The 12,830-nt window shown below is 70.9% G+C and carries 13 protein-coding genes and 1 tRNA gene; 6 read left to right on the top strand and 8 right to left on the bottom strand.

Translation table 11 applies throughout. From position 1 onward, the window contains the following. Window positions 1-14: 14 nt before the first annotated feature. Complete coding sequence (locus AC1DWP_RS12040) at window positions 15-677, bottom strand: TetR/AcrR family transcriptional regulator (RefSeq protein WP_477614711.1); 663 nt, start codon at window positions 675-677, stop codon at window positions 15-17. 55 nt (window positions 678-732) lie between these two features. Here AC1DWP_RS12040 and AC1DWP_RS12045 point away from each other — a divergent pair, with 55 nt between their 5' ends. Then, entirely contained in the window at window positions 733-2,289 is a 1,557-nt protein-coding gene (locus AC1DWP_RS12045; protein ID WP_477614712.1) for a flavin-containing monooxygenase, read from the top strand. Further along, window positions 2,273-3,142 (top strand): SDR family NAD(P)-dependent oxidoreductase, encoded by an 870-nt coding sequence (locus AC1DWP_RS12050; RefSeq protein WP_477614713.1) that lies wholly within the window; start codon window positions 2,273-2,275, stop codon window positions 3,140-3,142. Before AC1DWP_RS12045 ends, AC1DWP_RS12050 begins: the two co-directional genes overlap by 17 nt. 78 nt (window positions 3,143-3,220) lie before the next feature. Here the strand turns inward: AC1DWP_RS12050 and AC1DWP_RS12055 are convergent, their stop codons facing one another. The 4 genes from AC1DWP_RS12055 to AC1DWP_RS12070 are packed head-to-tail and all read right to left on the bottom strand — an operon-like array spanning window position 3,221 to window position 6,386. Further along, window positions 3,221-3,694, bottom strand: a complete 474-nt coding sequence (locus AC1DWP_RS12055; protein WP_477614714.1) for a hypothetical protein — start codon at window positions 3,692-3,694, stop codon at window positions 3,221-3,223. A gap of 12 nt (window positions 3,695-3,706) precedes the next feature. Beyond that, window positions 3,707-4,012: a hypothetical protein gene (locus tag AC1DWP_RS12060; RefSeq protein ID WP_477614715.1), complete on the bottom strand. Its 306-nt coding sequence runs from the start codon at window positions 4,010-4,012 to the stop codon at window positions 3,707-3,709. Beyond that, complete coding sequence (locus tag AC1DWP_RS12065) at window positions 4,009-5,595, bottom strand: radical SAM protein (protein WP_477614716.1); 1,587 nt, start codon at window positions 5,593-5,595, stop codon at window positions 4,009-4,011. The genes AC1DWP_RS12060 and AC1DWP_RS12065 overlap by 4 nt, the downstream gene beginning before the upstream one ends. Next, window positions 5,592-6,386, bottom strand: a complete 795-nt coding sequence (locus AC1DWP_RS12070) for a prolipoprotein diacylglyceryl transferase (protein ID WP_477614717.1) — start codon at window positions 6,384-6,386, stop codon at window positions 5,592-5,594. Before AC1DWP_RS12070 ends, AC1DWP_RS12065 begins: the two co-directional genes overlap by 4 nt. A gap of 82 nt (window positions 6,387-6,468) precedes the next feature. On the opposite strand from AC1DWP_RS12070, the gene AC1DWP_RS12075 reads away from it, so the two are divergent. Continuing rightward, window positions 6,469-6,543: transfer RNA gene (locus tag AC1DWP_RS12075), tRNA-Leu, on the top strand. A gap of 48 nt (window positions 6,544-6,591) precedes the next feature. Here AC1DWP_RS12075 and AC1DWP_RS12080 read toward each other — a convergent pair. Next, window positions 6,592-7,383: a hypothetical protein gene (locus AC1DWP_RS12080; RefSeq protein ID WP_477614718.1), complete on the bottom strand. Its 792-nt coding sequence runs from the start codon at window positions 7,381-7,383 to the stop codon at window positions 6,592-6,594. 237 nt (window positions 7,384-7,620) lie between these two features. Between AC1DWP_RS12080 and AC1DWP_RS12085 the strand changes: the two genes are divergently transcribed. From AC1DWP_RS12085 to AC1DWP_RS12095, 3 genes are all read left to right on the top strand, one after another. Beyond that, window positions 7,621-8,487 (top strand): Bax inhibitor-1/YccA family protein, encoded by an 867-nt coding sequence (locus tag AC1DWP_RS12085; protein WP_477614719.1) that lies wholly within the window; start codon window positions 7,621-7,623, stop codon window positions 8,485-8,487. A 52-nt stretch (window positions 8,488-8,539) separates the two neighbouring features. Next, window positions 8,540-8,770 carry a hypothetical protein gene (locus AC1DWP_RS12090; protein ID WP_477614720.1) on the top strand — a complete coding sequence of 77 codons (231 nt, stop codon included), beginning with the start codon at window positions 8,540-8,542 and terminating at the stop codon, window positions 8,768-8,770. A 140-nt stretch (window positions 8,771-8,910) separates the two neighbouring features. Next, on the top strand, window positions 8,911-10,365 hold the full coding sequence (locus tag AC1DWP_RS12095; RefSeq protein ID WP_477614721.1) for an HNH endonuclease signature motif containing protein: 1,455 nt from the start codon (window positions 8,911-8,913) through the stop codon (window positions 10,363-10,365). 50 nt (window positions 10,366-10,415) lie between these two features. Here AC1DWP_RS12095 and AC1DWP_RS12100 read toward each other — a convergent pair whose 3' ends face one another. Beyond that, on the bottom strand, window positions 10,416-11,468 hold the full coding sequence (locus tag AC1DWP_RS12100) for a DUF695 domain-containing protein (RefSeq protein WP_477614722.1): 1,053 nt from the start codon (window positions 11,466-11,468) through the stop codon (window positions 10,416-10,418). Window positions 11,469-11,562: 94 nt separating this feature from the next. Next, on the bottom strand, window positions 11,563-12,786 hold the full coding sequence (locus AC1DWP_RS12105) for an acetyl-CoA C-acetyltransferase (protein ID WP_477614723.1): 1,224 nt from the start codon (window positions 12,784-12,786) through the stop codon (window positions 11,563-11,565). Window positions 12,787-12,830 lie beyond the last annotated feature (44 nt).

Below are 12,830 nucleotides of genomic sequence, written 5' to 3' on the forward strand. Positions count from 1 at the left end.
TTGCGTCCTCGTGGTCACGGGGCGGGGGTTTCGGGCCTCTTTTGACGACCTGCCGGCAACAAGTCGGAGAGGCCGCTCCAGACCGTCGACACGACGATCTCGGTGGCGTCCTGCGCGGACACGTCGGGGCGGCGGATGCGCCACACGGCCACCCGTTCGCACGCACCGATGATCACCTCGACGTAGCCCTCGAGCAGGTGGTCGGGGACGCCGGCCAGGGCGGGTGCGGCGCGGAAGGTGGCCATGGTCGCGGCCGACTGCTGTTCGCGGATGCTCTCGATGAGCGGGCTGGCCTGCGTGGCCACCACGCCCTCCTGCTGGATGAGGACGAAGGCCGTGGCGTGCTCGTCGATGAACGCGAAGAAGGCGGCGACTCCCGCCCGCAACACCACCTCGAGGGGCGCCTCGTCACCGACCCCCAGCCAGGCCGCCTCGGTGGCCACCCGCAGCTGGGTCCTGGCATTGGTGATGCACGCCGAGAGCAGGCCCTCCTTGGAGCCGAAGTACTCGTAGATCAGCGGCTTGGTGACGCCGACGCGCTCCGCGATGTCCTCCATGGTGGTTGCCTGGAAACCGCGCTCGGCGAAGACCTCCTCGGCGACCCGAAGGATCTGCTCCTCGCGCTGGGCGCGGGGCATCCGCACGCGCGGTGCCCGGGGGGCGGCCGAGGTCTTCATCACTCGCGAACTGTACCCCGGGAGGGCTCAAACTTACTGATGGTAAGTTGGCCGCATGGCGACCCCTCACCACCGAGTGGCCATCATAGGGACCGGCTTCTCCGGGCTCGGTATGGCGATCCGGCTGGCTCAGCGCGCCGACCACGACTACGTCGTCCTCGAGAAGGCGGACGACGTCGGCGGCACCTGGCGCGACAACCGCTATCCCGGGTGTGCCTGCGACGTCCCCTCGCGGCTCTACTCCTTCTCGTTCGCCCAGTTCCCTTCGTGGTCCAGGGACTTCGCGACCGCGCCGGAGATCTGGGGCTACCTGCGCGACGTCGCCGATCGGTATGCCGTCCGCGACCGGATCGAGTTCGGTGCCGACCTGCGGGCGGCCGAGTTCGACGAGGACGCGAGGCGGTGGAGGCTCACCGCTGCCGACGGAAGGCAGTGGACGTGCGACGCGCTGGTCCTCGGGGTCGGTGCCCTGCACGAGCCCAGGCTGCCCGACATCGAGGGGCTCGACGCCTTCGAGGGCGAGGTCATGCACACGGCGCAGTGGCCGGCGCAGGCCGAGCTGGATGGCAAGCGGGTGGCTGTCGTCGGCACCGGTGCGAGCGCCGTGCAGCTGATCCCCGAGGTGGCGCCGCGCGCCGCACACACCACCGTCTTCCAGCGCACGGCCGCCTGGACGCTGACCAAGCACGACCAGGAGTGGAGCCCTCGACGCCAGCGGTTGTTCGCCCGCTGGCCCGCGGTGCAACGACTGGTGCGCTGGCGCACCTACTGGGCGCTGGAGGCGCGGGCGCCGATGTTCGTGCGGCTGCCGGGCCTGGCCAGGCTCGTCCAGCGCCTGGCGCTGCGCGAGCTCGCCCGTGCGGTGCCTGACCCGGCGACCCGGGCGCGGCTGACCCCCGACTACACGATCGGCTGCAAACGGATCCTGCTGTCCAACGACTACTGGCCGACCTTCGCCCGCGACGACGTCAGCCTCGTCACCCAGGCGATCACGCGCGTCGAGCCGCGTGCCGTGGTCACCTCCGAGGGTCGTCACGAGGTGGATGTCCTGGTCCTGGGCACTGGCTTCGACGTGAGCGGCAGCACGGACCGCATCGACATCCGGGGGTTGGACGGTCGCACGCTGAGCGAGGCGTGGAGCGGGGGGATGCACACCCACCTCGGCATCACCGTCGCCGGTTTCCCCGAGCTCTACCTCCTGCTCGGGCCCAACACCGGGTTGGGCCACAACAGCGTCGTGACGATGATCGAGTTCGCGACCGGCTACGTCCTGAAGGCGATCGAGCAGGGGCGTCGTGGTGCGCGCGTCACGACCCAACAGGCGCAGGATGCCTTCACCCGCGAGATGCTGTCCCGGTCCCGGCACACGGTGTGGGCGACAGGGTGCCGCAGCTGGTACCTCGACCGGTTCGGCAACAACACCAGCCTGTGGCCTGGGACCACCGTCGGCTACTGGTGGCGCACCCGCTCCGTCGATGGTTCTCACTTCGCCCGAGTAGGCGAGCGTCCCTCCGCGCCGCCACGCTCCGAAGAGCCGCCCGCCGAACAGCAGTCCTCCGAGCGGCCACCCGCCGAACAGTCAAGGGATTCCATTGATGCACAAGCGATCTGAGCGCCACACCTTCGAGCCGAAGGTCTCCATCGTCACGGGTGGGGCCTCGGGGATCGGCCGAGCCATCGCGGCCGAGCTGATCGCCAGGGGCAGTCACGTGGTCATCGCCGACGTCAACGGCGAGGCAGCCGCCCGCACCGCGACCGAGCTCGGCGCCCGAGCCAGTGCTGCCACGCTCGACGTCGTCGACGGGGCGGCCGTCAGGGCACTCGTGCAGCAGGTGGTCACGGACCACGGACGGCTCGACGTGATGGTCAACAACGCCGGAGTCGCCATCGGTGGGCTCCTCGAGGAGCTCGACGAACGGCACTGGACCAAGGCGCTGGACGTCAACCTGCGAGGCGTGATCAACGGGGTCACGGCGGCATACGAGGTCATGCGTGCGCAGGGGAGCGGACACATCCTCAACACCGCGTCACTGGCCGGGCTCATCCCGGCGCCGGCGATGCTGCCCTACACGACCACGAAGCACGCCGTCGTCGGCCTGTCGACGGCCCTGCGCGCGGAGGCCGCGAGCCAGGGCGTGCGGGTGAGCGTGCTGTGCCCCGGCTTCGTCGACACCCCGATGCTCGACGACCTCTTTGAGGCGCCCGCCAGCTTTGGCGGCAGCAGCGTGCGCTCGCGGGTCCGCCTGCTCCAGCCCAGGTTCCTGACCGCCGAGCGCACGGCGACCCGAGCCGTCGACGGGCTTGCGGCCAACAAGGCGGTCATCCCTGTGGGGGCGATGGCCCACGTGACCTGGCGAGGGCTGCGCTACGTGCCAGGGCTGACCCGGGCGCTCATCCAGGCACAGGCAGGCGGCGCCCGGAGGCTGGTCGAACGGTCCGCGGACAAGGCTGCGTCGCGCGCCTGACGTCAGCCTGCAGGAGCTCGGCGCGGCACGCGCACGCGGCGGGCCGCAGGGTGCGCGCGGCTGGCCGGTGCAGGTGCGTCAGTTGCCGTTCGAGAGACCGACGAGCAGCAGGACGCAGGCCCCGGCGGCGAGCACGAACAGCACCGCGATCCCAGCGACAACTCCCAGCACGATGAAGCGGGTCTTCTCCACCACCAGGCCGGCGATGAACGCCGCGAACAGCCCGAGGTCGAGCCCGAGGGTGGAGAACTGACCCACCTCCGGGGGCAGCGACAGGGCATCGCCGACGGCGCGCGGGACCGCCTGGAGCGCGCCGGCGACGAACAGCACGGGCAGGCAGAGCAGCACGCCCATCCAGAACTTGAAGACGTTGGACCGGCCGCGGCGCGGTGGCTTCCACGCCTCACCCGGCGGGCGGGCGGGCGGTTGCCCCGGCGGCAGGCGCGGCGGCAGGCCCGCGGGCTGGCCGCCGGGACCACCCCCACGCGGCCGGCCGTACGGGTTGGCCGGAGGTTGCTGTCCGTACGGGTTGTCTGGTGGTTGCTCTGACATGACCGGTCCCTCTCACACGATCCACAGGTAGATGCCGGTGCAGGCGGCTACAGCCAGCAAGACCAGGTAGGCCAGGACAAGGCGGGTGTCGCCGAGCTTGCACTTGGAGCGCAGCAGCCCGTCGCGCCGGGCGCGGGCATAGCCGACGATGGCCAGCACCGCGAAGCCGAGCAGCGCCACGGGCCCCAGCACCCAGCCGAGCAGCGCGACCGTCGCGAAGACACACAGCCGCAACGGGTCGTACGGCGGCGCGGGCTCGGCGGCCGACTGGTCGGCGTGGGGTGGCGAGACCTGGCGCGGGTCACGTCCGCTGGTCATGACCTGGCCCCCTGAGCCATCGGCAGCCCCGCCGCCGTCGAGATCCGTTGCTGCGACAGGGGACGCCACGCCTGGACGGCGCAGAACGGCGCGCACTGGTGCCCGCCCTCGTCACTCACCGTCGCGACGTGGACGCAGCACTGGGTGAGCCGCTCCTCGATCATCGTGTTCATGTCCATGAACGGCTTCACCGTGATGCGGAGAACGCGTTCGCCGAGCAGCGCCCGGAGCTTCTCGCGCTGGCCCGGGAGCCGTCCCGCAGCCAGCGTCGCGAGGGTGCCGATCCCGAGGTCACAGCCGCTGCAGACGTCGCGCCAGATGTCAGCCATCGACGGGTGGGACAGCGATGACTGCTCCGAGAGCAGGTCGAGCAGGGACTGCTTCACCGCCGTCCGCAAGGAGACCGGCAGCGCGTCGTCGGCGATCCGGTTGGCGAGCACGTCGGGCTCGAGGTCGAGCCACTGCTTGAGGCGTTCGTGACCGACGAGGGAGACGAGCGAACGCCACGTGCCCGAGTCGTCACGCAACAGGTAGCCCACCGAGCAGCAGTGCGGGTGCGAGCAGGGCAGCGCGGTCAGGTCGCGCCAGGTCACCACGCCCGCGGTCTGTCCTTCCAGCCGGGCCAGCACCCCGGTGTGCGTGAGCCGGTCGTGCGCGTCGATTCCGGCACTGCGCCCGGAGCCGAAGACCGGCTGGATCGTCACCCCGCCGACGTGCGGCGTGTCGAGGGCACGCTTGACCACGAACCCGATCTCGTCGTCGTTCACCCCCAGCGCCGCGGTCATCGTCAGGGTGGTGAAGACGCCAGCGCCGGAGAGGCGGTCGATCGCCTGTTCCTTGAACCGGCGCAGGTCCGCGCCCCGGTGGTGGGTGGACGCCTGGGCCGACTCGCCGTCGTACTGCAGGTAGACCTCGACCCGCTCGCGGTGGCGCCGCAGCAGGTCGAGCATGGCGTCGTCCCTGGCGATGGTCAGGCCGTTGGTGTTGACCAGCACTCGCACGATCGGTCGGGCCGCGACGGCGTCGAGCAGCTCGGCCAGCCAGGGGTACAGCGTCGGTTCGCCCCCGCTGAGCATGAGGACGTCGATTCGACCGTTCTCACGGGAGAGGCGCGCGTCGATCGAGGCCAGCACCTGGGCCAGCGGCACCACCGAGGCCAGGGCTGGCGCCGACGCGGCGAAGCAGGTCGGGCACTTGAGGTTGCAGTGGTCGAGCAGGTCCTCGAGCAGGATGCAGGTGTGTTGGGTCTGCATCTCCGGCAAACCGTCGGCATAGGCCGCAGGCACCGGCGCGAAGTTGCCCACGACATCCGGCGTGTGCACCTTGGTCGGCGCGGTCCACTGCTCCAGGTAGGTCAGGATCTCCGGTGACTCGTCGTACAGAGTGCGCACCAGGCCGTGCGAGGCGCAGCCGCGTTCCAGCCAGATCCGGCCGTCCCGTTCCACGAGCCACCCCGACAGCCGGACCACCTCGGCCAGCGGACGGTCTGGTCGCTCCTCGTGGCACAGCGGGCAGAAGGCGTTGACGTAACGGTGGATGCGGTCGCCACGCAACGGCATACCGGGACCGGTGCGGGTGCTCACGCGACCACTGTCTCGTGCCGCAGGCCCCGGAAGGCGCCACGACGCGCCTGCACCACGATGCGGGCGAGCACCAACGGCACCGTCACCGCCAGGAACAGCTGGGGTCGGGTCAGCCCGAGCCAGACGACCTCGTTGCCCCGGACGTACTCGAGCAGGAAGCGGGCGATGCCATAGGCAGCGACGTACCAGACCAGCAGCTCGCCGCTCGGCACCGGCCGGTGGCGGAGCCACCACCAGATCGCTGCGAACGCGGCGGCGTGGAAGACGATCTCGTAGACGAAGGACGGGTGCAGGGGTATGCCGGCCGGCCCGCCCGTGCGCGCCGCCGCGGCGTGGTCGAGGGTGATCCCCCAGGACGTGCCGGTCGGAGTCCCGGGCAGCTCGGTGAGCAGGCAGCCGACCCGCCCCACGGCCATCCCCAGGGCCACGGCGGGGGCGAACAGGTCACCGGTGCGCGGCTGGTAGCCGCACAGGCGCTTGGCGACGTGGACGCCGGCCCAGGCGCCGACCAGGCCGCCCAGGATGCTGCGGTTGCCGTAGGCCCACTGCTCGGCCAGCGAGGCGTTCTCTCGCAGGTCGACGTGCTGTAGCCAGGTGCCGAGGCGCATGAAGACGGCACCGCCGACCAGCCCGCCGGTGACCACCACGAGAAGCCGCTCGTCCGTCGCGCCACGCCGTCGCGCTTCGAGCGCGAAGATGCCCATGGCCGTCAGCACCCCGAGCGCGACGAAGACAGCGTGCGTGTCGACGTCGAGCTCGAACCCGAGCAGGTCCCCGAGTGTCGGAAACACGGCCGCCCCCTTCTGGTCGGGGCCAAGCGTGGCACGGATGAACCACGGAACGGCGGCGGCGCGCGCGCGGCATACTTGGCCCGCCCCCGTGGCCCAACTGGCAGAGGCAGGCGACTTAAAATCGCCACAGGTGCGGGTTCGATCCCCGTCGGGGGCACCGTCTGCGGCTGGCGCCCGTCAGCCCAGCCCCGTCAGTCCAGCCCCGTCAGTCCAGGGAGCACGGGATCTTGGTGGCCTGCGCCGCGGCCTTGTCAAAAGCGGCGAGCTGCTTCTCGCCGGTCTTCCAGTTCTTGCGCCACGCGGCTGTCGCCTGGGCAGGAGTGAGGTGACCCATGCGCAGCATCTCCATGTCGTGCACGTGGTGTTCCCACGTGGACACGGCGGAGCGCGCCTTGGCGAGTGCCTTGCTGCGGGCCGTGATGGCACTGCCGCAGCTCTTGATCGCGACGACCTCCCCATATGGCGCGGCGTTGGCAACGGTCGGATCGAGCGCGGGACAGACGGCCGCGTTCGCTGCGAGCTCCTTGTCGGCTTGGCGGAAGGCCTTGGCGTTCTGGGTCGCCTTGACGCGGGTCTCGTCCCAGAAGGTCGTCGCCACCGAGAGGGAGATCTTGCCGGCGACCAGCAGGTTCATGGCGTCGATGTGCTTGTCGAACTGGGCCAGGGACACCTCTGCCGCGCTCAGCGGAGCCTGTTGGCGCAGGTTGGCCAGCCGGCACGTCTCAGCGGCCGCCGCCAGCCCCACCGCTGCGGTCGGTACGGCCGCCGGCGTCTGGCTGGGCGTGGCAGCCGACGGGCTGGAGGTGGCGGGGGTGGTGGCCCCGAGGGGCGCGGCATACCCCGTGGTGGGAGCCGGGGGGCGAGGGCTGGCTCCGTCGTCGCCGCCGAAGACCTGGCGCATCGCGACCAAGGGCAGGACCAGCGCGAGAACGCAGGCGAGGACCAGGAGGATGACTCGGCCCGGGGTGTACGGTGCCGGCTCGTCGTCGAAGGACATGGCTCTCACCTGCTCTCAAAGGGGGACGATCCAGTATTTGCACTCTCCCGGCCACACCACGTCCCTCAGAAGGATCAGGGCACGTCACCCAAATGGTGGACAGGTCACCCAAATGGCGAAAATGGGACCACGGCGCTGGCCTCGACCCTGTGGATGGGAACTTCCAGGGTGTCCCCGCACGTACTCTGGGGTGAGCGGCCGACCGCAGGACCGCCCTACGCCTCCAAGGAGACACGCATGGCCAGCAACCCGGTGTTCGACCGGATCGAGAAGGAATCCCGTCAGGGCTACGCCGGGTTCGGCCGCGGTGGAGCACCCGCCCAGCAGGCTCCGGCCGGCATGGCCGCGACGGACGGCATGACCAGCCAGCAGCTGCAGGACCTCTACAACCAGCCCGCCGCCGGCCCGGTCCAGACCAAGCGCCTCACCATCGACGACGTCGTCATGAAGACGACCGGCCTGTTCGCGATCGTGCTCGTCATGGCTGTCGTCGGCTGGCAGCTGACCCCCCGCTACGGCATCGGCCTCATGCTGGGCGGCATCGCCGTGACGCTCGTCCTCGGTCTGGTCATCGCGTTCAAGAAGACGATCAGCGTGCCGCTCATCGTCACCTACGCCGTGGTCGAGGGCCTGTTCGTCGGTGCGATCAGCAACTACTACAGCCTGGCCTTCGACCCGCCCGAGCAGACCGACATCTTCCGCGGAATCGTGGCCCAGGCGGTCATCGCGACCCTGTCCGTCTTCGCCGGCACCCTGCTGGCCTACAAGACGGGGCTCATCAAGGTCACCGCGAAGTTCCGCCGCATCGTCACCATGGCCGTGATCGGCTACGCGATCTTCTCGCTGATCAACCTCGCCTACGCCTGGATCGGCAACCACGCCTTCGGGATCGGTGGCACCGGCGCGTTGGGCATCGGCATCTCGCTGTTCGCCATCGGGCTGGCCGCGGCGATGCTCGCGGTCGACTTCGACTCGATCGACCGGGCCATTGCCGCTGGAGCTCCCGAGAAGTACTCGTGGCTGCTGGCGCACGGCCTCATCGTGACGATCGTGTGGCTCTACCTCGAGATCCTGCGCCTGCTCGGGCGTCTGCGCAGCAACTAGCGTGGCCCCGAAATCACCTGTCCCGCAGGAGGTTTCGGCGCAACTTCAACGCGTGGTCCGGCGGTGGCAGCAGCTGCCGCTGGACCGCGCGTTGTCGGGTATGCCGCGGGTGCGGGTGCTGCTCGCCGACCTCGCCGGCGCCGCTGGCCCGGTTCCGGACCTCGGACCAGCGGTGGTCATGGACCAGCTGACCGTCCTGGTCTACGACGCGTGCGAGGCGGGCGGGGCGGCGGCGCCCCCTCTGGCCCAGCGCCTCGGTGAGCTGCTCCGCGAACTCGCCTGACCCGGCACGCCTGGTTGCCTTGGGGCTTCGGCTGTGGACAACTGGTGCCGTAACGGCGCCGTATCTGCTGCCGTATCTGGTTGCGCTGCAACGGGTTTCGTGATCGGTGGAGTGTCAGACCTGGTTGTTAGGTTGGGTTCATGGGTGGGGGGATGTCGTTCGAGGAGCGGCGCGCGGCGGTGGAGCTGGCGTGCCGTGCCCTGATCGGTGTCGAGGGTGAGCTGTGGGCGGCGGGCGGGGCCGAGCTGGGTGGGTTCGCGTCGCTGCTCGACCAGCTGGGGGTGCGGGCCGACGCGGCCCGGGTGGAGGTGCTGGCCGAGGCGGTCGACCGGGGTGAGGCCGGGTCGGGCCGGACCGGGGCGCACGCCTGGCTCCTCGAGCGGTCGCCGTCCCTGCGGGCGGGTGGGTCGGCGCGGGTGGTGCGGGTGGCGCAGGCCGCCCACGACGACCGGTATGCCGGGTTGACCGCCGCCGTGCGTGAGGCCCGGGTGCCGTTGGTGACGGCGGCGGTGGTGGTGGAGGAGTTCGAGCGGCTCCCGCCGCGCCTGGCCGCCGGGGCGGACGGGCCGGTGCTGGGCGGGCTGGTCGAGGTGGCGTCGTGGGGGCGTCCCAAGGATGTGCTCGGGCTGCGCGAACGCCTGGTGGCGGAGTACGGGGCCGAGGGTGAGTTCCAGGGTGAGCAGGACCGGGCGCATGAGCAGCGGTCGTTGTCGCAGCCGTCCGGGCACGGCACCGGGGTGTTCGAGTACGCGATGGTGGTCGACGCCGAGGCGAAGGCGGTCATCGAGGCCGCCGTGCAGGGACTGTCGGCGCCCCGGCCGGCGCAGGGTGAGCCGGACCGGCGGCCGTCGGGGCAGCGGCGGATGGACGCCCTGGTGGAGGTGCTGCGCCGCGGGGTGGCCTCGGCCGGTGGGGTGGCCACCACCCCCAAGGCGGAGCTGTTCGTGACGGTGTCGCTGGAGGACCTGGTGGCCCGGTCGAATGCCGCGACCGTGTTCGGGTCGGGGGAGGCGGGCACCCTGATCGGGCCGGACACGGTCCGCCGGATCGCGTGTGACGCCGGGGTCGTGCCGGTGGTGCTGGGCACCGACGGGCAGATCCTGGACCTGGGCCGCCGGTTCCGGCTGTTCACCTCCGCCCAGCTGCGGGCGTTGTGGTTGCGTGACGGCGGGTGCACCTTCCCCGACTGCACCGTGCCGGCGTCCTGGTGCGACGGACACCACCTGCGGCACTGGGCCGACGGCGGTCCGACGGATCTCGAGAACGCAGCGTTGTTGTGCGGGCGGCACCACACGATCGTGCACCGCAACGGCTACCACGGCCAGATCGTCGACGGTCGGGTCCACTGGGACCTGACCCCCGGCGCCTACGACCACTGGCTCACCCACTTCACAGGCACGGGCCCCGGCTCCGACCCCGGCTCCGACCCCTGCTCCGGCTCCGGGTCCGACCCCTGCTCCGGCTCCGGGTCGGACGCAGGCTCGGACTCGAGCTCCGGCGCCGGAGCTCGGCCGGCCATCAGGACCTACGACGTCTGGGACCAGCTCGAGACCACTGCCCACAGGTCAACTGCATCCCCACCTTGGCGACCATGACCCCGCCCCACAGCCCGCCACCCCCGGCGGGCCCGCTGGCATGCGCCCGCTCAGGTGCGCAGGTGGGCGACGTTGGCCCACGCGGGGTCGGGGGTGACCCGGATCTGCACGTCCTGCGGCCAGGGGTCGCAGATGCTGGCCAGCAGGGGGACGGCGTCCGCAGCCCCGTCGAGGTAGACGTGAAGGACGCGAACCCCGCCCTGGGACTGGTGCGCGACCACCCTGCCGGCGTCGCCGAGGGCTTCGTTGATCGAGTCCTCCAGTCTCCGCAGTGCGGCCAGCGCACTCTCTCCCGGCAGGCCGCGCTCGGTCTGGTCGTCGTAGGGGACGACGACGGCAGCATGGGTGTCGAGCTCCGGGGCGGTCGCCGACGCGAGTGGGACCTGGGTCATGGCGAGGACCGGCCCGCCCTCGCCGTCCCCGCTCAGGATCGCCCAGCCCGGCTGGCCGTGTTTGTCGGTGTTCTCCGCCTTGAGGTCGCGCACGACCGCGCGCAGACCTGTCAACCCAAACCCGTCGAGGGGCGCGACCTGAGCCGGCGCGACCTCACCGACCCAGAGCTCCACATCGGTCTCGCCCAGGGCGTTGTCGAGGGCGAGGAACGTCACGGTGATCCGGCTGTGTTCGTCCAGGGTGGCGAAGGCTGGGTGGTGGACGCTGACGTCGATGCGGTGACCTTCCCGTCGCGCGCCGACCACCACCTCGGCGAAGGCGATGCGTTGCCCGCCGATCTCGAGCTCGACGGCCTCCGCGTCCGGGTTGGCCTGCCGCGAGTCCGCGAACTCCCACGTTGCATCGGCGACGGGAGCGGCCTTGAGCCAGCGACGGGCAGGGGCGCGAAGGGCGGCGTCCCCCTCCGGACTCACGACGAGGCAGTGCTTGGCGGCTGACCCGGGACTGAGCTCCCAGGCGAGGCCGGGATGGATGCCGGAGACCGCTCGGCTCATCTGCGCCACCAGGGCTTCGTTGCCGCCGCCACCGATGCTGTGCTCCGCCAGGCCCCTCCCCTCGGTGGCCCACCATGACCAGAAGGCTTCGATCGACTCCTGCGTGCGCTGCGCACCTCGGTCGTCACGGTTCTTGCTGCGACGGAAGATCCCCATGGGGACAGTCTGGCGCGTGGTGGCAGGCGAGAGGCCCGGATCTCGAGGTTCTGAAACGCGAACCGGGAAGGAATCCGGGCCTCTCGGCGAACCCTCAGCTGAGGCGTTCGTAGATGATGGCCATGCCCTGGCCGCCACCCACGCACATCGTCTCGAGACCGAACTGGCCGTCCCGGGCAGCCAGGCCGTTGAGCAGCGTCGTCGTGATCCGCGCGCCGGTCGAGCCGAACGGGTGACCGAGGGCGATCGCGCCCCCGTGGACGTTGAGCTTGTCGAAGTCCATGCCCAGGTCATCGGCGGATGGCAGCACCTGCGCCGCGAACGCCTCGTTGATCTCGTAGAGGTCGATGTCGCCGATCGTCATGCCGGCCCGGGCCAGCGCCTGGCGCGATGCCTCGACCGGACCGAGACCCATGATCTCCGGCGAGAGCCCGGAGACGCCGGTGGAGACCACCCGGGCCAGTGGCGTCAGGCCCAGCTCCTTGGCCTTGGTGTCACTCATGACGACCACCGCGGCGGCGCCGTCGTTGAGCGGGCAGCAGTTGCCGGCGGTGATGGTGCCCTGCTCGCGGAAGACCGGGTTGAGCCCCTGCAGCGCTTCCAGTGTCACGCCTGCGCGCGGGCCGTCGTCCTTGCTCACGACGCTGCCGTCGCCCAAGGTCACCGGCGCGATCTCGCGCTCGAAGAACCCGTCAGCGATGGCCTTCTCGGCGCGGTTCTGCGACGAGACGCCCCACTCGTCCTGGCGTTCGCGCGAGATGCCGCGCAGGGTGGCGACGTTCTCGGCGGTCTGGCCCATGGAGAGGTACACGTCGGGCAGGAGGTCCTGCTGGCGGGGGTCGGACCAGGTCTCGTTGCTCGCGGCGATCTGCTCGCTGCGGGCGGCGGACCCGGCGAACCTGGGGTTCTGGTCGTCACCGGACGAGCCACCGGCCCCGGCCCAGTTGGTGTACTGCGAGACGCACTCGACCCCACCGGAGACGAAGATGTCGCCCTCGCCGGCCTTGATCGCGTGGTAGGCCATCCGCGTCGTCTGCACCGACGAGGCGCAGAACCGGTTGATCGTGGAGCCCGGCAGCCCGTCGAAACCGGCCAGCACGGCGATCACGCGCGCCATGTTGGAGCCGTGCCGACCCGACGGCTCGGCGCAGCCCCAGTAGAGGTCCTCGACGAGGCGGGGGTCGAGCTCGGGGATCTTCGCCAGCGCGGCACTGATGACCTGCACGGACAGGTCGTCGGGTCGCATCTCCTTGAGCGAGCCCTTGAATGCGCGCCCGATCGGCGTGCGGGCGGTCGAGACGATGACGGCTTCGGTCACGGGGTTCTCCTCAGGCAGCAGTTCCCAGCGGCGCAGAGATAAGC

It is taken from the genome of Pedococcus sp. P2_F6, assembly GCF_056403675.1.